A 17,551-nucleotide genomic window follows, 5' to 3' on the forward strand; every position below is an offset into this window, starting at 1 on the left:
GAACACCTCGGTGCGCGTTTATGATTCCCTGGTCGAGCTGATGGGCAACACCCCGCTCGTCCGGCTGCACAAGGTCTCGGCGGGGTTGCCGGCCCAGGTGCTCGCCAAGGTCGAGTATTTCAATCCCGGCGGCTCGGTGAAGGACCGCATCGCGGTCCGCATGATCGAGGCCGCCGAGGCGTCCGGCGAGCTGCGCCCGGGCGGCGTGATCGTCGAGCCGACCTCGGGCAACACCGGTGTGGGGCTGGCCATCGTGGCCCAGCAGAAGGGTTACCGGTGCCTGTTCGTGGTGCCGGACAAGGTCGCCGGTGACAAGATCTCCGTCCTGCGGGCGTACGGCGCGGAGGTCGTGGTCTGCCCGACCGCGGTCGCGCCCGACCACCCGGAGTCCTATTACTCCGTCTCCGACCGGCTGGCCCGCGAGATCCCGAACGCCTGGAAGCCGGACCAGTACTCCAACGTCAACAACCCCGACTCCCACTACCACTCCACCGGCCCGGAGCTGTGGGAGCAGACGGACGGCGGCATCACGCACTTCGTCGCGGGCATCGGCACCGGCGGCACGATCAGCGGCACCGGCCGCTATCTCAAGGAGGTCTCCGGCGGGCGGGTCCGGATCATCGGCGCCGACCCGGAAGGCTCCGTCTACTCGGGCGGCTCCGGCAGGCCGTACCTGGTCGAGGGGGTCGGCGAGGACATCTGGCCGGCCACGTACGACACGGAGATCTGTGACGAGATCATCGCGGTGTCCGACCGCGACTCCTTCATCATGACCCGCAGGCTCGCCCGCGAGGAGGGGCTGCTGGTCGGCGGCTCGTGCGGGATGGCCGTGGTCGCGGCACTCCAGGTGGCGGCCAAGGCGGGGCCGGACGACACCGTCGTGGTGCTGCTGCCCGACGGCGGGCGCGGCTACCTGTCGAAGATCTTCAACGACGACTGGATGGCCGACTACGGATTCCTGACCACCGCGTCCGAGGAGGGCCGGGTCGGCGACGTGCTCGCGCGCAAGGGGCCGGGGCTGCCGGAGTTCGTGCACGCGCACCCGCACGAGTCGGTCGGCACGGCCATCTCGATCATGCGCGAATACTCGGTGTCGCAGCTCCCCGTCATGAAGGAGGAGCCGCCGGTCATGGCGGCCGAGGTGGTCGGCTCGATCGTCGAGCGCGACCTGCTGGAGGCTCTCTACCACGGCAAGCTCTCCTCCGACGACCTGATCTCGCAGCACATGTCGTCGCCACTGCCCATGATCGGCAGCGGCGAACCCGTGTCCCGCGCGGTCGAGGTGCTGGAGAAGGCCGACGCCGCCGTGGTGCTGGAGGACGGCAAGCCCGCCGGGCTGCTCACCCGGCAGGACCTGCTCGCCTTCCTGGCCGGCCGTTAGGGCTTTCTGATCGACTCGATCACGGTGCCGAGGCCCTCCTGGCCGCGCCCTTCGGCGTCGGCGCGCCGGAACAGCCTGCGCAGGGCCTGCGGCACCGTGGTCTCCAGCCCGGCGGCCTCCAGCGCCGCCACGGCGTGGCCGAGACCTTCGGCCTGCATGTGGAGGCTGTTCAGCTCGCCCGGGTAGACCCCGGCCGCGGTCTCCTCGGCCAGGATCTTGGCGAACCCCATCGGCCCGTCGGAGCCCAGACCGGTGAACATGTCCCTGGCGAACGGCAGGAACTCCGCCGGGGCCACGCCGGCCGTGCCCAGCAGCGCCAGCGCGTGCATGTAGCTGGTCGTCGACGACCAGAAGATCAGCAGCTGGGCCTGGTAGTACAGCATCGCCAGGCCGTGGTCGTGGCCCACGTAGGTGACGTCCGACAGCGCCTCCAGCGTGGCCGCGTACCGGTCGAGGACCGCCTTGGGGCCGCTGTAGAAGGTGTACGCGCCTGGCCGGCCGATGCCGGGCGGCGGCACCATGATCCCGCCCGTGATCAGCGTGCCGCCGCGCGCCGCCACCCACTCGGCCGCCTCCCGCAGCACCTGCGGGGAGTCCGAGCTGAGGTTGACCACCACCTTCCCGTCAAGCCTGGCGTCATCGAAACTGTCGTACATCGCCTGATAACTGATCTGGCTCACCACGAGCAGCTCGCCCGTCGCCGCCGTGTCCGCCTGCTTCGCCCCCTTGGCGACGAGCTCGTCCGCCTTGCTCGCCGTACGGTTCCACACCGTCACGTCGTGGCCCGCGGCCAGGAACGTCTCGGCCATCGTCATCCCCATCGGCCCCAGGCCGATCACTGTCACTTCGCTCATGACCCTCACCCTGGCGGGAGGCGCTTCGGAAATCCTTCCGGCCCGCTACGGGTTAGCACTGGCGTGGTGAGATTCGGGGTGCTGGGCCCGCTGGCGGTGTGGGACGACGACGGCGGGCCGGTCCGCGTGCCCGAGGCCAAGGTCCGGGCGCTGCTGGCCGACCTGCTGGCGCACGGGGGCGGGCCGGTGCCGGTGGACCGGCTGGTGGACGACCTGTGGGGCGCCAGGCCGCCACGCAACCCCGTCGGCACCCTCCAGGCCAGGGTCTCGCAGCTGCGGCGCGCGCTCGGCGACCCGGGGCTCGTCGTCCACGGCCCGGCGGGCTACCGCCTGGCCGCCGCCGACGTGGACGCGGCCCGCTTCCGCGATCTCTGCGTACGGAAGGCCGCCGGGCCGGGGGAGCGGGCGGCCCAGCTCGACGAGGCACTGGCGCTGTGGCGGGGGCCGGCGTACGCCGACTTCGCCGACGAGGGGTTCGCCCGGCCGGAGATCGCGCGCCTGGAGGAGATGCGCCTCACGGCGCTGGAGGAGCAGGCGGAGGTACGGCTCGCGCTCGGCAGAGGCGTCGACCTGGGCGCCCTGGTCGCGGCGCACCCGCTGCGCGAACGGCTCGTCGCGGCCCACATGCGGGCGCTGTACCGGGGCGGGCGGCAGGGCGAGGCGCTGGCGGCGTTCACGGCGCTGCGCGAACGGCTGGCCGACGAACTGGGCATCGACCCGTCGCCGGACCTGACCGCCCTTCACCGGTCGATCCTCGACCAGGACCCGGCCCTGGGCGCCCTTCACCGGGGGCCGGCCCTGGGCACGCGGCGTGACCTGCCCGTCCCCGTCGGGAACCTGATCGGGCGGGACGCCGAGGTGGCCGAGCTGAACGGGCTGCTGGCGGCGAACCGGCTGGTGACCCTCACCGGGCCCGGCGGCGTGGGCAAGACCCGGCTCGCCCTGGAGACGGCCCTCGGCGCCCGCCCGGGCCTGGCGGACGTGGTGTGGCTGGTGGAGCTGGCCGGGGCCGTCGACGTGGGCGACGCGGTGGCCGACGTGCTGGGGGTACGCGACGAGGGGCCGGCCGGGCTGGTGGAGCGGGTGGCGGGCGCGCTGGCCGGCAAACGGGTGCTGCTGGTGATGGACAACTGCGAGCACCTGGTCGAACAGGCCGCCGAGATGGTGTCCGCGCTGCTCAGAGCGGTGCCGGGGCTGCGGGTGCTGGCCACGGCGCAGGAGCCGCTCGGCGTCACCGGCGAGCTCGTCCGTGTCGTACAGCCGCTGACGGAGACGGCGGCGGTGCGGCTGTTCACGGCGCGGGCCGGGATCGCGGCCGGCCCGGCCGTCGCCACGATCTGCCGGCGGCTCGACGGGATCCCGCTGGCGCTGGAGCTGGCCGCCACGCGGGTGCGGGCGCTCGGGGTGGACGAGCTGGCCCGGCGGCTGGACGACCGGTTCAGGGTGCTGACGGCCGGGATGCGGGACGCGCCCGCCCGGCAGCGGACCCTGCGGGCGACGCTCGACTGGAGCTGGGAGCTGCTGGCCGAGCACGAGCGGATCGTGCTGCGGCGGCTGGCCGTGCACGCCGACGGATGCACGCTGGAGGCGGCCGAGGAGGTGTGCGCGGAGCCGGGCGTGGACGTGCTCGACACGCTGGCGCGGCTCGTCGACCGGTCGCTGGTCACGCCGGGGCCGCGCTACGGGCTGCTGGAGTCCGTGGCCGCCTACTGCGGCGAGCGGCTGCGGGAGGCGGGGGAGCAGGAGGCGATCCGGGAGCGGCACGCGCGCTACTACACGGCGCTCGCCGAGCGCGCCGAGCTGCGGGGGAGCCGCCAGCGGGAATGGCTGGCGCGGCTCGACCGGGAGGCGGCCAACTTCCGGCTCGCGCTCGCGGGTCCCGAGCCGTTGCGGCTGGTCAACGCGCTGGCCTGGTACTGGTTCCTGCGCGGCAGGCTCGGCGAGGCGCGCCGGTCCATCGCCGCGGCCCTGGCCGCCGCCGGGACGGTACGGGACCGGGAGGCGGCTGAGGCTTCCGTGTGGCTGGCCGGGATGACGCTGGCCACCGGGGAGGCGGCGCCGGACATCCGGCGCGACGGGCTCGACGCGGCCGGGCGGGCGCTGGCGGACTGGTTCCCCGCGCAGGTGCGATGGGCGTACGGCGACCAGCGGGCCCATGTGGAGGGGGTGGAGCGGGCGTTGCGGACGTTCGACGAGCTTCGGGACAGGTGGGGTGTCGCGGTGGCGCTGCAGTTGCGTTCCAAGCTGGCGGCCGTGCGCTCCGACCTGGAGGTGATGCGGCGCGACGGCGAGCGAAGCTTGGCGATCTTTCGGGAGCTGGGTGACGGGTGGGGCCAGATCGAGGCCATGGACACGCTCGACCGGCTGGCCGAGATGCGCGGCGACTACGCCGAGGCCGCCCGGCTGCGCGAGGAGGCGCTGCGGCTGGCCGAGGAGCTCGGGTTCGAGGTGGCGTACCGGCTGTCCGCGGTGGGCCGGGTGGCGCTGCTGGAGGGCGCCTACGAGCGGGCGGACGAGTATCACGAGCGGGCCCGCAGGCTGGCCGTGGAGCAGTCCTACAAGTCGGCGGAGGAGCACGCCGTGCTCGGGCTGGCCATGAGCGCCCGGCGGCAGGGGCGGTACGAGGAGGCCGAGGCGTTGCTGCTGCCCTGGCTCGGCTGGCTGGAGGAGGTGCGCGGGACGCCGGGGATCGCGTTCGTCATGGCGGAGCTGGGGTTCGCCGCTGAGCAGCGGGGTGACGTGGTGACGGCGGCGGCCCGGCAGCGCGAGGGGTACGCGGCCGCGCGGGCGTCCGGCGACCCGCGGGCGGTGGCGCTGGCGCTCGAAGGGCTGGCCGGGGCCTCGGCCCTGGCGGGCGACGCCGTACGGGCCACCGCGCTGCTCGGCAGGGCGGCGGCCGCCAGGCGATCCGTCGGCACCCCGCTGGCCGCAGGGGAGCGCTTCGACGTCGACCGCATCACCGCCACGGCCCTGTCCGCCCTGGGCGAGCCCCGCTTCCGGCAGGCGTACACCTCGACGAGCGAAGCGGGACCGAGCGGGGACGCAGACACGGGATCGAGCGCGGGACTACGGTGAGGCGGGTGGCGGGTCAGGCCGGGAACTCGGCGAGGACTTCCCAGGCGCCTTCCTGAGTGGGGCCGGCGCGGAGGCGGCCGCCGAGGGCCTCGACGCGCTCGGCCATGCCGACCAGGCCGAAGCCGCCGCCGAGCCGGGCCACACGGGGGTCGGCGGCCGAGCCGTAGTTGCGCACCCGCAGCACCACGACGGCCTCGTACCGCTTGAGTGATGCCTCGATCCACCGGGTGTGCGGGGCGTGCTTGCGCACGTTGGTGAGCGCCTCCAGCAGCACCCGGTGCAGGGTCGTGATCACCTCGGGCGGCAGCGCGCCGTCGCCGAGGCCGGAACCGATCTCGAACGCCACCTTCGGCCCCTCGGCCGAGAACCGCTCGGTGAGCAGCCGCAGGTCGGCCAGGGAGGTGCCGGGAGCGCGGGACGCCTCGTCGGCCCGCAGCACCGTCACCATGCGGCGCATCGACGTGAGCGCCTCGCTGCCGGCCGAGGCGATCGCGTCGAGGGCGGGCACGACGGCGTCCGGGCTGGACACGGCGACCGTGCGGGCCGCCTGGGCCTGCACGACGATGCCGGTGATGTGGTGGGCCACCAGGTCGTGCAGCTCCCTGGCCAGCTCCAGCCGCTCGGCGCGCCGTACGGAGTGGACGGCCTCGTTGCGGCGCTCCTGCTGGAAGCGCAGGTAGCCGCCCGCGCCCGCGACCGTCGACCAGCCGACGAACAGCATGAAGGAGAAGGCGAACGCCTGGTTGCCCTCCGAGCGCCAGATCGTCTCGGCCATCAGCACGATCAGCCCGGCGCAGGCCAGTATCGCCGCGTTGCGCACCGGTTCGACGTGACGGAGCACGCCGATGATCAGGATGAGGGTCGCGCCGGTCTCGGCGGTGCCCGGCACGCCCACCACCCCGTCCAGGCCCAGGACCAGCGACGTCACGAACGACAGGCCCAGCAGGACGGCGAACGACTCGACGCGGTAGCGGCGGCGCAGCACCACGGCGGCGATGCCCGCGACCCCGCAGAGCACCGTGAGGTACTGCAGGCCGCCGGAGCCCACCGCGATCACGAGGTCGAGCAGGAGCAGCATGCTCAGCCAGCCGAGCATCGCGATCTCGCTCAGCCGCCGGATCCAGTAGACGGCGCGTTTGGATTCCCCCACGGCGTTGAGCCTAAGCCGCAAGTCGGACAGCTCGTATCGTCCGATCGGCCGACCCCGGGGCGGCCGGACCGGCCCTTCAGCCGAGGTGGCGGCAGGGGGCGGGGGCGCAGCATGGAGCCATGGTCTTCATCGGATTCGTACTGCTGGGCGTGGGACTGGTCATCGGAGTGCTGCTGGCGCTGTCGGACCCGGTTCTGCTGTCGCGCATCAACGGCGAGGACGCCGAGGGACAGAGCGGCCGGCACATCCCGGTCGTCAAACCGCAGGAGCGGGAGGAGGAACGCCCCGCCGCGTCCGTTACCGTGGCCGTATGACCAACGGTTTCGAAACCCTGGCGATCCACGCAGGTCAGGAGCCTGACCCTGTGACCGGCGCGGTGGTGCCCCCGATATACGCCACGTCCACCTACAAGCAGGACGGCGTGGGCGGCCTGCGCTCCGGCTACGAATACAGCCGGTCGGCCAACCCGACCAGGACCGCCCTGGAAGAGGCGCTGGCCGCCGTGGAGGGTGGCGCGCGCGGGCTCGCGTTCGCCTCCGGGCTGGCCGCCGAGGACACCCTGCTGCGTACGGTGTGCAAGCCGCAGGACCACGTGATCATCCCCAACGACGCCTACGGCGGCACCTATCGGCTGTTCGCCAAGGTCAACAAGCGCTGGGACCTGCACTTCGACCCGGTGCCGCTGGGCGACCTCGACGCGGTGGCCGCCGCGATGACGCAGAAGACGCGGATCGTGTGGGTCGAGACGCCGACCAACCCGCTGCTCGGCATCGCCGACATCGCCGCGCTCGCCCAGCTGGCCCACGACAACGGCTCGCTCCTGGTCGTCGACAACACCTTCGCCTCCCCCTACCTCCAGCAGCCGCTCGCGCTCGGCGCCGACGTGGTCGTGCACTCGACCACCAAGTACGTGGGCGGCCACTCCGACGTCGTCGGCGGCGCGCTGATCGCCCGCGACAAGGGGCTGGGCGAGGAACTCGCCTACCACCAGAACGCGATGGGCGGGGTCGCCGGGCCGTTCGACGCGTGGCTGACGCTGCGCGGGCTCAAGACGCTGGGCGTGCGGATGGACCGCCACTGCGACAACGCCGAGCGGGTCGTCGACCTGCTGCTCGCCCACCCGCGCGTGACGCAGGTGCTCTACCCGGGGCTCGGCGAGCACCCCGGCCACGAGGTCGCCGCCAAGCAGATGAAGCGGTTCGGCGGCATGGTGTCGTTCCGGGTGGCCGGCGGTGAGGCGGAGGCGGTCGGGATCTGCGACCGGACCGAGCTGTTCACGCTGGGCGAGTCGCTCGGCGGCGTCGAGTCGCTCATCGAGCACCCGGGCCGGATGACGCACGCGTCGGCGGCGGGCTCACCCCTGGAGGTGCCCGCCGACCTGGTGCGCCTGTCGGTGGGCATCGAGACGGTCGACGACCTGCTCGCCGACCTGACGCGGGCGCTCGGTTAGCTGCCCGGCACCACCATCAGGAAGAGGATCACCAGCCAGATCACGGTCAGCAGGCCGCTGATGGCGGCGATCCGGCCGATCTGCACCTTCGCGTCGTCGTCCGCCTCCTCGCTCTCGAGGGCCTGGACGGCGCCGCGCAGGTCGCGGTCGACGATGACCAGCAGCACCACGGCGACGAGGAACAGCGTCATCGACGCCGTCATGTACCACTCGCCGAGCAGGCCGCCGCCCATCACCACGCCGAGCACGATGCCGAACACCAGCACGCCCAGCGAGCCGACGCTGTAGATCCTGGTCATGCGCTGGATGGTGCGGACGACGGGCACGTTCTTCGTACGGATCGCGCGCGGCGCGGCGTGGGTGGCGGCGGTGATCGGCCCGATCGTGAAGATCGCGAAGCCGATGTGCAGCCACAGAAGCAGGTCCGTCATGCGGAAGAGACTAGTCCCCGGCGATCTCGGTGGGGGACTCGACACTCTCTTTGCCGTCCGGGGAACCTCGCATGATCAGCTCGGTGACGGCGATGGTGAACGCCATCACCAGGATCAGGAAAATCATGGCGAGCACAAGACACCCCTCCTTCCCCGTGACGGACGTAAATATCGTCCGTAATGACTAGACGGGCTGGCAACGGAATAAGTTCGTCGCGGGTATGGTGGGTGGCCGCTGGTCTTTCCTTACCGTTTGGGCACAAGGGGGTGCCGTCCGTGGCCATCAGGCACGTCGAGCCGTATACCGACGAGTGGCTGCAGCAGCCGATCTGCTATGTGCGGCGAGTCGTCGAGCTGCTCGGCGCCGAGGCCGACGGCTGGTGGGAGGGCCCCTGCGAGCCGCGCGAGGCGACCGTCAGGCTCGCCGACGGCGCCGCGCTGGTGTGGGACGAGGAGAGCGGGTGGCGGCTGGGCCGCTACGTCTCCGGCGCCCCCGGCGAGCACACCGAGCTGACCGGCGTCCGCTATCTCGGCGGCGGGCTGCTGCCCCGGCCGGAGCGGGTGCCCGAGGCGCTCGCCGACGCCCGCGCCGGAGTGGGCGCGAGCAGCGCCTGGCGCCCCTGCTACCGCTCGCACCGCAACTGCCGCGACGGGTTCGACGTCGCGCTCGACTTCTACACCCGGCTCGTCGAGGCCTAACGCGCCCGGCGCACCCGCAGGAAGTCGCTCACCACGTACTCGCCGAGCCGGTCGGCGCTGGGCGAGAAGACCCGCCCGCCGTTGCGCCGCGCCACCTCGTCCACGAACTCCTTGAGCCGATCGTCACCGGCCAGCATGAAGACGTTGATCGTGGCGCGCCGCCTGGTCATCTTGTCGACCTCCGACAGCGTGAGTTCCAGCGTCTCCGGCGACGGCGGCCACTCGAACGCCGAGCGGCCGTTGCGCAGCAGGTGCGCGGTCGGCTCGCCGTCGGTGACCACGAGCACCACGGGCTCGAAGTCGGGGTGGCGGTCCAGGTGCCGGCCGGCGATCAGCAGCGCGTGGTGCAGGTTGGTGCCCTGGACCATGTCCCAGTCGAGGCCCGCCAGCTCGTCCGGCTGCAGGACCCGGGCGTAGTTGGAGAACCCGATGATCTGCACGGCGTCCTGCGGGAACTTGGAGGCGACCAGGGCCTGCAGCGCCAGCGCGGTCTGCTTGGCGGCGGCCCAGGTGCCGCGCAGGGCCATCGAGTAGGACAGGTCGACCAGCAGGCAGACGGCGGCGGCGCTGCGCCGCTCGGTCTCGGCCACCTCGAAGTCGTCCACGGACAGTTTGACCGCCGTACGCCCTCCGCCCGCCTGGTCGGTGCGCAGGCCGCCGGCGCGGACGGCGTTGACCAGGGTGCGGACCACGTCGACGGGCTGTTCGTCGCCGAAGCGCCAGGGCCGGGAGGACCCGGTGAGCTCGCCGGCCGAGCCCGCGTCGTGCTGGTCGTGGTCGCCCCGGCGGCCGGCGTCGAGTGAGGCGAAGACGCGGCGCAGCGCCGTCTCGCCGAGCCGCCGCACCGCCTTGGGGGTGAGCTCCAGCTTGCCGCGCCGGCGCAGCAGGTAGCCCTGCTCCTCCAGCTCCCGCTCGATCCGCTTGAGCGCCTCCAGGTCGTCGACGGCGGAGCGGCCGAGCGCGCGGCGCACGGCGGCCTCGTCGATGTCGTCGAGCCGGGCGCCGGGGTAGTCCTGGCGCAGCGCGCTCTCCAGCTGGCTGAGGTCGGCCAGCTCCTCCAGGGCGGTGACGGCGTCGCCCATGCCCAGGGGCTCCTCGCCGGTGAGCCGTTCGGTGGCGTCCCAGGCCAGGTCGGGGCGGCGCGCGTACAGGGACTCGCCGAGCCGGCGCATCTGGTCGGCGAGCCCGGCCTGGTCGAGGGTCTGGCTCATGAGGTTGCCGAGTTCCTCGCGCTGGCGCGGGGTCATCGAGGCGAGCATGCGCTGGGTGGCGGCGGCCCGCCGGGCGAGGATGTCGACGAGCTCGTCGAGGTTGCGCGGCTTCTCCGGAAAGAGCTCACCATGTTTCGCCATGAAGGCGTCGAAGTCCGCCTGCGTGTGTTCGCCGCGAGCGTCCTTCTCCAGCATCTCGTTCAGGTCCGCCATCATCTGGCGGACCCGCTCCATCGCGGCCGGGTCCGGGTTCGCCAGCGCCTCGCGCAGCCCCCTGAACTGCGCGTCGAGCACCTCCCGCCGCAGCAGGTCGCGCAGTTCCTCGAAGGTCTGCCTGGCCGCCGCCGAACGCCACTGGTAGGAGCTGAGCTCCTGGATGGCGCCGGCCGTGTCGTCGGGAAGCGCGTCGAGCTCGGCCTCGCGCAGCCGGGCGTCGTCGGCCGGATCGGGGAACAGTTCGGCCCGCTCCTGCCCGATGGCCTTGTCCAGCAGCGCCCTGGCCTTCTCCAGCGTGCCGTCGAGCCTGCCGCTCTCGCGCAGGTCGCGGCGGCGCCGGCGGACCTCCCTGAGCATGTCGTCCAGGCCGCGGCGGTCCTGGGCGCCGGGCAGGCCCCGCTTGAGCAGGTCGCGCAGGGCGTGCACGGGTGTGGAGCCGGACAGGATGGCGTCGCCCATCTCGTCGAGTGCCGCACGCACGTCGTACGGCGGGGCCAGGGGGTCGGGGCCATCGTGGTACTCGCCATAGCGGTAGGCCGTCACGCCCCCACGCTAACCCGAGATGCCCTGCTATGCGTCCCCGAACACCTCCCACACCTGGAACACCTGGCCGCTGCGAGGCTGGTAGTCGATCTGGACCAGCACCGGATGGCGGAGCTTCTTCAGCGCGGCGGTGAAATCGCCGGCCCCGCAGTGCTTGGTGCCCAGGCCGTCACGGTCGGCGTTGACCGGCCTGCCGGTGAGCCAGCCGGAGTCGCACCGGGAGGTGACCCGGCTGAAGGTCAGCGCGTGCGTGTAGCCGAGCTTGACGGTCTTGCCGCCCCTGGTGAACAGCAGCGTCCGGTCGCCGGACCGCTTGACCGTGCCGCGCACCACGCTGAGGTTCGACGGGTACGGCAGGAACTCGGTGACCTTGACCGCCTGGCGGCCGGTGTAGTGGACGCGCACGGCGATCGGGCCGGACGCCAGGCCGGTGGCCAGGTCGGCGGGCTTGCACCGGGTCCTGCCGAAGTTCTTGGCGTCGAGCGCGACGTGCCCCTCGGTCTCCTTCAGGTGGCAGGCGACCGCGACCCGGAGGTAGGCGGCCTTGGTGTAGCCGAGCCGCAGTTCCTTGGCTCCCGGGATGGCCTTGAGCTTGTACTGCTTGCGGGCGGCCGTGGCCGACTGCGGCAGGATGCGCAGGTGGCCCGTGCCGTCGGCCCAGGCGTGGCCGTACACGACCCGGGTCGTCCCCGCGGAGACGGGGGTGGCGCAGGCGCTCAGGGCGCACAGGGCGAGGGCGGTGGTGGCGCTGGCGAGCAGTCGCATTGGGCGGTTCCCCCCGGACGAAACGGTCAGTCGTCCTTTGAGACGTGCGGAACCGCCCAGATGTTCACGTCCGGTAGACGGCGACCCCGTCGAGGTCGTCCTTGGACAGCCGGCGCATGAGGTAGAGGCCCTCCATCGCGAACTCCAGCGCCGCCGCCGCGTGCCCGGGGGACTCGTCGCCGGCGCCCATGCCCAGCCGGGACATGATCTTGGCCAGCCCGTCGACCGGGCCGATGCGGCGCAGCAGCTCACCGGCGGCGATCAGCTCGCCCGACTCCACCTGGGTGCCCTCGGCGAACTTGTCGGTCAGCGGCGCCAGGTCCATCCCGCCCAGCCGGGTGCGGAACGTCTCGGCCGTGGCGCGGCGCAGCAGGTGGGCCAGGATCTCGGTCTCCCTGCCCTCCTCGCTGACCTCGAACTCCACCTTGCCCCGCAGGCTGTGGACGACCGGCGCCAGGTCGCACACCCGGGCCACCGCCTGGTCCTCGCCGGCGATCGCGGCCCTGCGCACGGCCGAGGCCGCGGCGGTCTCGGCGGCCGCGATCGAGAAGCGCGCCGACACGCCGGAACGGGCGTCGACGGCCGTGGACTCGCGGACCAGCCGGGTGAAGCGGGCGATCGCCTCGATGAGGTGCTCGGGCACGTCGGCGCCGATGTCCGGCATGGACTCCTGCCGGATCAGCGTCAGCTCGTCCTCGATCGAGAGCGGGTAGTGGGTGCGGATCTCGGCGCCGAAGCGGTCCTTCAGCGGGGTGATGATCCGGCCCCGGTTGGTGTAGTCCTCGGGGTTGGCGCTGGCGATGAGCAGGATGTCGAGCGGCAGCCGCAGGTTGTAGCCGCGGACCTGGATGTCGCGCTCCTCCAGCACGTTGAGCAGCGAGACCTGGATGCGCTCGGCCAGGTCGGGCAGCTCGTTGACGGAGAACACGCCCCGGTTGGTGCGCGGGACCAGGCCGTAGTGCACGGTCTCCGGGTCGCCGAGGGTGCGCCCTTCGGCGATCTTGATCGGGTCGATGTCGCCGATCAGGTCGCCGACGGAGGTGTCGGGGGTGGCGAGCTTCTCGCCGTAGCGCTCGTCGCGGTGCTTCCACGCCACCGGCAGCTCGTCGCCCAGCTCGGCCGCGAGTACCCGGCAGCGGCCGCAGGCGGGCGCGTAGGGATGGTCGTTGATCTCGCAGCCCTCGACCACCGGCGTCCACTCGTCGAGCAGGCCGGTGACCGTGCGGATGAGCCGGGTCTTGCCCTGGCCGCGCTCACCGAGCAGGACCAGGTCGTGCCCGGCGAGCAGGGCGCGTTCGAGATGGGGCAGGACAGAGTCGTCGAAGCCCACGATGCCTGGAAAACGAGGCTCGCCCGCCCGGAGCTTGACCAGCAGGTTTTCGCGGACCTCGGCTTTGACGGTGCGATGAACGTGGCCGCTCTCTCGCAACTCGCGGAGGATACGAGGCTGATGCACGGGATCGACCCTACGTCCCCGGCGCGCGATGTGGCAGGGGTTTCGCATCTGGCGGAGATTTCGGATCTTGACTATTGCGTGGCGGTTCGTGTGCGTGCTTGTCCCTTTAGTGGGGAGAATCGGGCCTAGGGAACTTGGACCTGCCGAGGGAGGCGAGAGGCGTGGCAGTGATGACGAGCCGCTTCGCCGACGGCCTCGCCGTGGATTCCGACCTGGTCGAAGCCGCGGAGAGGGCTGTCGGCCAGGCCCTGGCGAGGCTCAGCGGTCAGGCCGACCTGGTCTGCTTCTTCATCTGCGGCGACGATCCCGACGACGTCGCCAGAGCGGGGGAGCGGGCGATGCGGCTGGCCCCCGAGGCGCACGTGATCGGGTGCAGCGCCACCGGCGTCATCGGCGACGGGCAGGGCGTGGAGCTGACGCCCGCCGTGAGCGCGTGGGCGGCCACCCTCGACGGGGCGGAGCTGACCACGTTCGCGCTGGAGACGCTCACGGCCGAGGACCGGTTCGTGGTGGTCGGGCTGCCCGAGCGGACGGCCGACGACCATGTGGCGATCCTGCTGGCCGACCCGTACTCCTTCCCGACGGACGCGTTCGTCGAGCGTTCGGTGGAGGTGCTCGGCGACCTGCCGCTGGTCGGCGGACTGGCCAACGGGCTGCAGGGCAGGGGGTCGGTGCGCCTGTTCGCCGACGGCGAGGTCTACACCGAGGGCGCCATCGGCGTGCTCATCAGCGGCGCGGTGCGGGTGAGCACCGTGGTCAGCCAGGGCTGCCGGCCGATCGGGCCCAGCATGGTCGTCACCCGCTGCGAGGAGAACCTGCTGCTCGAACTGGCCGGTCAGCCCGCCCTGTCCCGGCTGGAGGACATCGTCAGCGACCTCGACGAGGACGACCGCGAACTGGTGGCCGCCGGTCTGCAGATCGGCCTGGCCATGGACGAGTACGCCGAACGGCACGAACGCGGCGACTTCCTCATCAGAGGCGTGATCGGCATCGATCCGGAGCGGGAGGCCGTGGCCATCGGCGACATCGTGGACATCGGGCGAACCGTCCGCTTCCAGGTGCGCGACGCCGCCACCGCCGACGAGGACCTGTACGACGTGCTCGACGCGCACCGGGAAGAGCTCGGCCGCGTCGACGGGGCGCTGCTGTTCTCCTGCAACGGGCGCGGGTCGGCGATGTTCGGCACCGCCGACCACGACCCCGTCGCGCTGCGCGACACGCTCGGGCCGATCGGCGTGGCCGGCTTCTTCGCCGCCGGCGAGGTCGGGCCGGTCGCCGGGCACAACCACGTGCACGGCTTCACCGCCTCCGTGCTGGTGTTCTCCTCGGCGAGCGGCGGGTGATCCTCGCCATCGACATCGGCGGCACCAAGATGGCCGCCGCGCACGTGGACGAGGACGGCGCCGTGCTGAGCACGCGCAGAGCGGCCACCCCGCAGGACGCCGACGCCGAGACCCTCTGGAAGACCCTCGCCGACCTCGTCGAACCGCTCGCCCCCGGCGTCACGGGCGTGGGCGTGGGCTGCGGCGGGCCGATGACCTGGCCCTCGGGCGAGGTCTCACCGCTCAACATCCCGGGCTGGCGCGACTTCCCGCTGCGCGCCCGGCTGGCCGGCCGCTTTCCCGGCCTCCCCGTACGCATCCACAACGACGCCATCTGTGTCGCCGTGGCCGAACACTGGCGGGGCCACGGCCGGGGCGTCGCGGACATGCTGGGCATGGTCGTGTCCACCGGCGTGGGCGGCGGGCTCGTCCTGGGCGGCCGGCTCATCAACGGCGGCACCGGCAACGCCGGGCACATCGGCCACATCGTGGTCGAACCCGACGGCGGGCCGCCCTGCGGCTGCGGCGGCCACGGCTGCCTGGAGGCCGTCGCGCGCGGCCCCGCCCTCACCGAGTGGGCACTGGCCCGCGGCTGGACCCCGGGCACGGCCGCCGGCGACGGACTCTATCGGGAGGACCGCGCCGTGACCGGCCGCGCGCTGGCCGCCGACGCCCTGGCCGGGGACCCGGTGGCGCTCGCGGCGATGCGCCGCGCCGGACGGGCGCTCGGCATCGCCATCGCCTCCGCGACACACCTGTGCGACCTGGACCTGGTCACCATCGGCGGTGGCCTCTCCCAGGCCGGCGAGCCGCTGTTCGGTCCCCTGGAGGAGGCGTTGCGCGAGCACGCCAGGATGGCCTTCGCCCGCCGCCTCCGGGTGCTGCCGGCGGCGCTGGGGCAGGAGGCCGGACTGGTGGGGGCGGCGGCTCTGGTGCTGGTGGGGGACCGGTACTAGGAGAGGCCCCATTCCTCCTGGAGCCGGGCCGAGGCGGCTCGGTGCCGCGGGTTGAAGGCGGAGAAGAACGCCTTGCCGCATTCGAGGTCGTCGAGAGCGGACGTGATCTCCTCGCGCAGGTACGGCCTGGCCTCGTCGGGGGTGAGCCTCGGCATGACCGGCAGGTCGGGGGTGGCGTCGGGATACTGCCTTCTGCCCAGCTCCCACAGCTTGCCGAGGAAGCGATCCTGCTCCAGGGTGCCGATGCGGCCGGGCTTCTCCGTCGGGACCGGATACCCCTTCGAGCGCAGGCATACGGCGTAGTCGTGGGCCAGCGCCACCAGTTCGGGGTCGTTGTCGAACTCGCGCTCGTCGAGCGCCTGGTGGGCCCGCGCGTGCTGCCGGTGGAGGTCCTCCATGCCGGTGACGTCCTTGCCGAAGACGGCCTTGATCGCCCGGGTGTAGCAGACGCGGTCCGCTTCCCGGTAGGCCACCTGCTGGCTGGGGGACAGGGCCTCGATGTACTTCTCGTTGGGAATGTGCGGGGGCACGTCCACGCCCGCAGCCTCCTCCGTCGTGGGATAGACGTGCCCGGAGAAGACCGTGTAGCCGTACTTTTGCCGATATTTTAGTAAAGACGGGTAATGGCCGTCGGCGCGGCGGAGGACCTCCGCCGACGGCGTGAACGCCGGCACCGAGGGCCTGTACTTGAAGCCCCGGTCCGCCATGCAGGCGGCCATCGCGAACTCCTGCTGCCACCGCTTGCCCGTGCCCCCGGCGTGGCCGCCGGACGCCGTACAGCCCACCAGGGTGAAGGCCGCCACGGCCGCCAGGACCCTCACAGGACGAGCTTCCGCCTGGTGGCGAACGGCGTCGCCGCCGCACCGAGAGTCAGGACGGCCAGCAGCCCCCAGTGGGCGATCTCCTGGCGGGAGGCCGTGGACAGGTGCTCGCCCAGGTCCGCCGTGGCCGGCAGGAAGTAGGCGGCGGCCGCGACGGCCCACCGGCCGTCCCGCGTCACGTGCCCCGCGTAGACGGCGGCCACCAGCAACGCCGCCTCCAGGACGACCCGTACCACGGTCTGAGCGCCGGGGGCGGCCAGGTCACCCCACCCCGGGTCCGCCCCGGCCGCGACCGGCAGGGCCAGGAGCCACCACCACGACCGCCTGCGCGGCGGGTCGGCGCGGGCGGCCAGGACGAGCAGGCCCAGCACCACGAGGGCGCAGGAGGTGGCGGTGGCGACGGGCCCGGCGTTGCCGTACAGGGCGGGCCCGCCCTCCCAGGGGCCGCCGGGGAGGACGGGCAGGAGCGTGCGGTCGAGCCACGGCTGCCCGAGAGTGATCGCCACGCTCTTGCTGCCGGTCAGCGCCAGCACGGGCAGCGCGAGCCGGACCCACCCGCGCAGGACGGCGAGGAGGCCGAGCGCGGACAGGGCGACCCACAGGCCGGTCTCGGCGGTGTACGGGATCAGCGCCGCCAGATTGACCAGCGCCAGGGCCACGACACCGAGGTGCAGGCCGTCGGCCCAGGCCGGCCCCCGCGCCGCCTCGGTGAGCCGCGCGCGCATCCCTCCGGCGACCAGGGCGGCCGCCTCGCGGGCCGGAGGGAGGGCGCGTCCGGGCTCGGCGGTGTCGAGGAGCACGTCGAGCAGTTCGTCGCCGTGGTCGGAGCGGTAGCCGGAGGGGTAGGCGCGCAGGAGTAATCGGTAGCGCCGCTCCAGCCGGGTCATCCCGCCGTCGCTCCGAGCTGGCGCCGGGTGACCACCGAGGCGGCCTGCTGCATGCGTCTGGCCTCGGCCTGGACCAGGCCGGTGCCCTCGTCGGTGATGCGGAAGTAGCGGCGCTTGCGGCCGTTGACGACCTCTTCGCGCTCGACCTGGATGACGCCGGCGGCCGCGAGCCGGTCGAGCGCGCCGTAGAGGGTGCCGACCGCCAGCGTGATCCTGCCGTCGGACAGCTCCACCACCCGCTTGAGTATCGCGTGGCCGTGCAGCGGGCCGTCGAGGAGGGCGGCGAGCACGAAGTACGCCTGCTCACTCAGGCCCGTCGATCCCTTCGGCATGC

Annotated in this window: 17 protein-coding genes; 7 read left to right on the forward strand and 10 right to left on the reverse strand. The window is 72.8% G+C overall.

The window, feature by feature from the left end; genetic code table 11:
- The first annotated feature begins 10 nt into the window (after positions 1-10).
- Positions 11-1,381 carry a cystathionine beta-synthase gene (locus ADY59_RS03055; RefSeq protein WP_049557341.1) on the forward strand — a complete coding sequence of 457 codons (1,371 nt, stop codon included), beginning with the start codon at positions 11-13 and terminating at the stop codon, positions 1,379-1,381.
- Here the strand turns inward: ADY59_RS03055 and ADY59_RS03060 are convergent.
- A complete protein-coding gene (locus tag ADY59_RS03060) occupies positions 1,378-2,235 on the reverse strand; it encodes an NAD(P)-dependent oxidoreductase (RefSeq protein WP_049557228.1) in 858 nt (285 codons plus the stop codon). The genes ADY59_RS03055 and ADY59_RS03060 overlap by 4 nt on opposite strands.
- 66 nt (positions 2,236-2,301) lie before the next feature.
- Here ADY59_RS03060 and ADY59_RS03065 point away from each other — a divergent pair, with 66 nt between their 5' ends.
- Positions 2,302-5,310 carry a BTAD domain-containing putative transcriptional regulator gene (locus ADY59_RS03065; RefSeq protein WP_049557343.1) on the forward strand — a complete coding sequence of 1,003 codons (3,009 nt, stop codon included), beginning with the start codon at positions 2,302-2,304 and terminating at the stop codon, positions 5,308-5,310.
- A 13-nt stretch (positions 5,311-5,323) separates the two neighbouring features.
- Here ADY59_RS03065 and ADY59_RS03070 read toward each other — a convergent pair whose 3' ends face one another.
- A complete protein-coding gene (locus ADY59_RS03070; RefSeq protein WP_049557231.1) occupies positions 5,324-6,460 on the reverse strand; it encodes a sensor histidine kinase in 1,137 nt (378 codons plus the stop codon).
- Positions 6,461-6,579: 119 nt separating this feature from the next.
- Here ADY59_RS03070 and ADY59_RS03075 point away from each other — a divergent pair, with 119 nt between their 5' ends.
- Both ADY59_RS03075 and ADY59_RS03080 read left to right on the forward strand, forming a co-directional pair.
- A complete protein-coding gene (locus ADY59_RS03075) occupies positions 6,580-6,774 on the forward strand; it encodes a hypothetical protein (RefSeq protein WP_049557233.1) in 195 nt (64 codons plus the stop codon).
- Entirely contained in the window at positions 6,771-7,910 is a 1,140-nt protein-coding gene (locus ADY59_RS03080) for a cystathionine gamma-synthase (RefSeq protein WP_049557235.1), read from the forward strand. Before ADY59_RS03075 ends, ADY59_RS03080 begins: the two co-directional genes overlap by 4 nt.
- On the opposite strand, the gene ADY59_RS03085 is transcribed toward ADY59_RS03080, so the two are convergent.
- Entirely contained in the window at positions 7,907-8,341 is a 435-nt protein-coding gene (locus tag ADY59_RS03085) for a DUF2269 family protein (protein ID WP_049557236.1), read from the reverse strand. The two genes, ADY59_RS03080 and ADY59_RS03085, sit on opposite strands and share 4 nt — an antisense overlap.
- A 10-nt stretch (positions 8,342-8,351) precedes the next feature.
- Positions 8,352-8,477 carry a hypothetical protein gene (locus tag ADY59_RS53200; protein WP_269433543.1) on the reverse strand — a complete coding sequence of 42 codons (126 nt, stop codon included), beginning with the start codon at positions 8,475-8,477 and terminating at the stop codon, positions 8,352-8,354.
- Between the two features lie 140 nt (positions 8,478-8,617).
- Here ADY59_RS53200 and ADY59_RS03090 point away from each other — a divergent pair, with 140 nt between their 5' ends.
- Positions 8,618-9,040 carry a DUF6292 family protein gene (locus ADY59_RS03090; RefSeq protein WP_063780543.1) on the forward strand — a complete coding sequence of 141 codons (423 nt, stop codon included), beginning with the start codon at positions 8,618-8,620 and terminating at the stop codon, positions 9,038-9,040.
- On the opposite strand, the gene ADY59_RS03095 is transcribed toward ADY59_RS03090, so the two are convergent.
- The 3 genes from ADY59_RS03095 to ADY59_RS03105 all read right to left on the reverse strand — a co-directional run bounded on the left by ADY59_RS03095 (position 9,037) and on the right by ADY59_RS03105 (position 13,279).
- On the reverse strand, positions 9,037-11,010 hold the full coding sequence (locus ADY59_RS03095) for a vWA domain-containing protein (protein WP_049557239.1): 1,974 nt from the start codon (positions 11,008-11,010) through the stop codon (positions 9,037-9,039). The two genes, ADY59_RS03090 and ADY59_RS03095, sit on opposite strands and share 4 nt — an antisense overlap.
- A gap of 27 nt (positions 11,011-11,037) precedes the next feature.
- Positions 11,038-11,775: a hypothetical protein gene (locus ADY59_RS03100; protein ID WP_049557241.1), complete on the reverse strand. Its 738-nt coding sequence runs from the start codon at positions 11,773-11,775 to the stop codon at positions 11,038-11,040.
- A 64-nt stretch (positions 11,776-11,839) separates the two neighbouring features.
- Positions 11,840-13,279, reverse strand: a complete 1,440-nt coding sequence (locus ADY59_RS03105) for a sigma 54-interacting transcriptional regulator (protein ID WP_082309803.1) — start codon at positions 13,277-13,279, stop codon at positions 11,840-11,842.
- Positions 13,280-13,401: 122 nt separating this feature from the next.
- Here ADY59_RS03105 and ADY59_RS03110 point away from each other — a divergent pair, with 122 nt between their 5' ends.
- Both ADY59_RS03110 and ADY59_RS03115 read left to right on the forward strand, forming a co-directional pair.
- Positions 13,402-14,574, forward strand: a complete 1,173-nt coding sequence (locus ADY59_RS03110; protein ID WP_049557245.1) for an FIST signal transduction protein — start codon at positions 13,402-13,404, stop codon at positions 14,572-14,574.
- Positions 14,571-15,509 carry an ROK family protein gene (locus ADY59_RS03115; RefSeq protein ID WP_082309804.1) on the forward strand — a complete coding sequence of 313 codons (939 nt, stop codon included), beginning with the start codon at positions 14,571-14,573 and terminating at the stop codon, positions 15,507-15,509. Before ADY59_RS03110 ends, ADY59_RS03115 begins: the two co-directional genes overlap by 4 nt.
- On the opposite strand, the gene ADY59_RS03120 is transcribed toward ADY59_RS03115, so the two are convergent.
- Genes ADY59_RS03120 through ADY59_RS03130 form a run of 3 tightly spaced genes read right to left on the reverse strand, consistent with a single transcriptional unit; the run spans position 15,506 to position 17,549 of the window.
- Positions 15,506-16,330 carry a hypothetical protein gene (locus ADY59_RS03120; protein WP_049557247.1) on the reverse strand — a complete coding sequence of 275 codons (825 nt, stop codon included), beginning with the start codon at positions 16,328-16,330 and terminating at the stop codon, positions 15,506-15,508. The two genes, ADY59_RS03115 and ADY59_RS03120, sit on opposite strands and share 4 nt — an antisense overlap.
- Entirely contained in the window at positions 16,327-17,217 is an 891-nt protein-coding gene (locus tag ADY59_RS03125; protein WP_049557249.1) for a hypothetical protein, read from the reverse strand. The genes ADY59_RS03120 and ADY59_RS03125 overlap by 4 nt, the downstream gene beginning before the upstream one ends.
- A complete protein-coding gene (locus ADY59_RS03130; protein ID WP_049557252.1) occupies positions 17,214-17,549 on the reverse strand; it encodes a PadR family transcriptional regulator in 336 nt (111 codons plus the stop codon). The genes ADY59_RS03125 and ADY59_RS03130 overlap by 4 nt, the downstream gene beginning before the upstream one ends.
- Positions 17,550-17,551: the final 2 nt, after the last annotated feature.

The sequence above is a fragment of the Nonomuraea sp. SBT364 genome (assembly GCF_001083785.1).
Lineage (GTDB): Bacteria > Actinomycetota > Actinomycetes > Streptosporangiales > Streptosporangiaceae > Nonomuraea.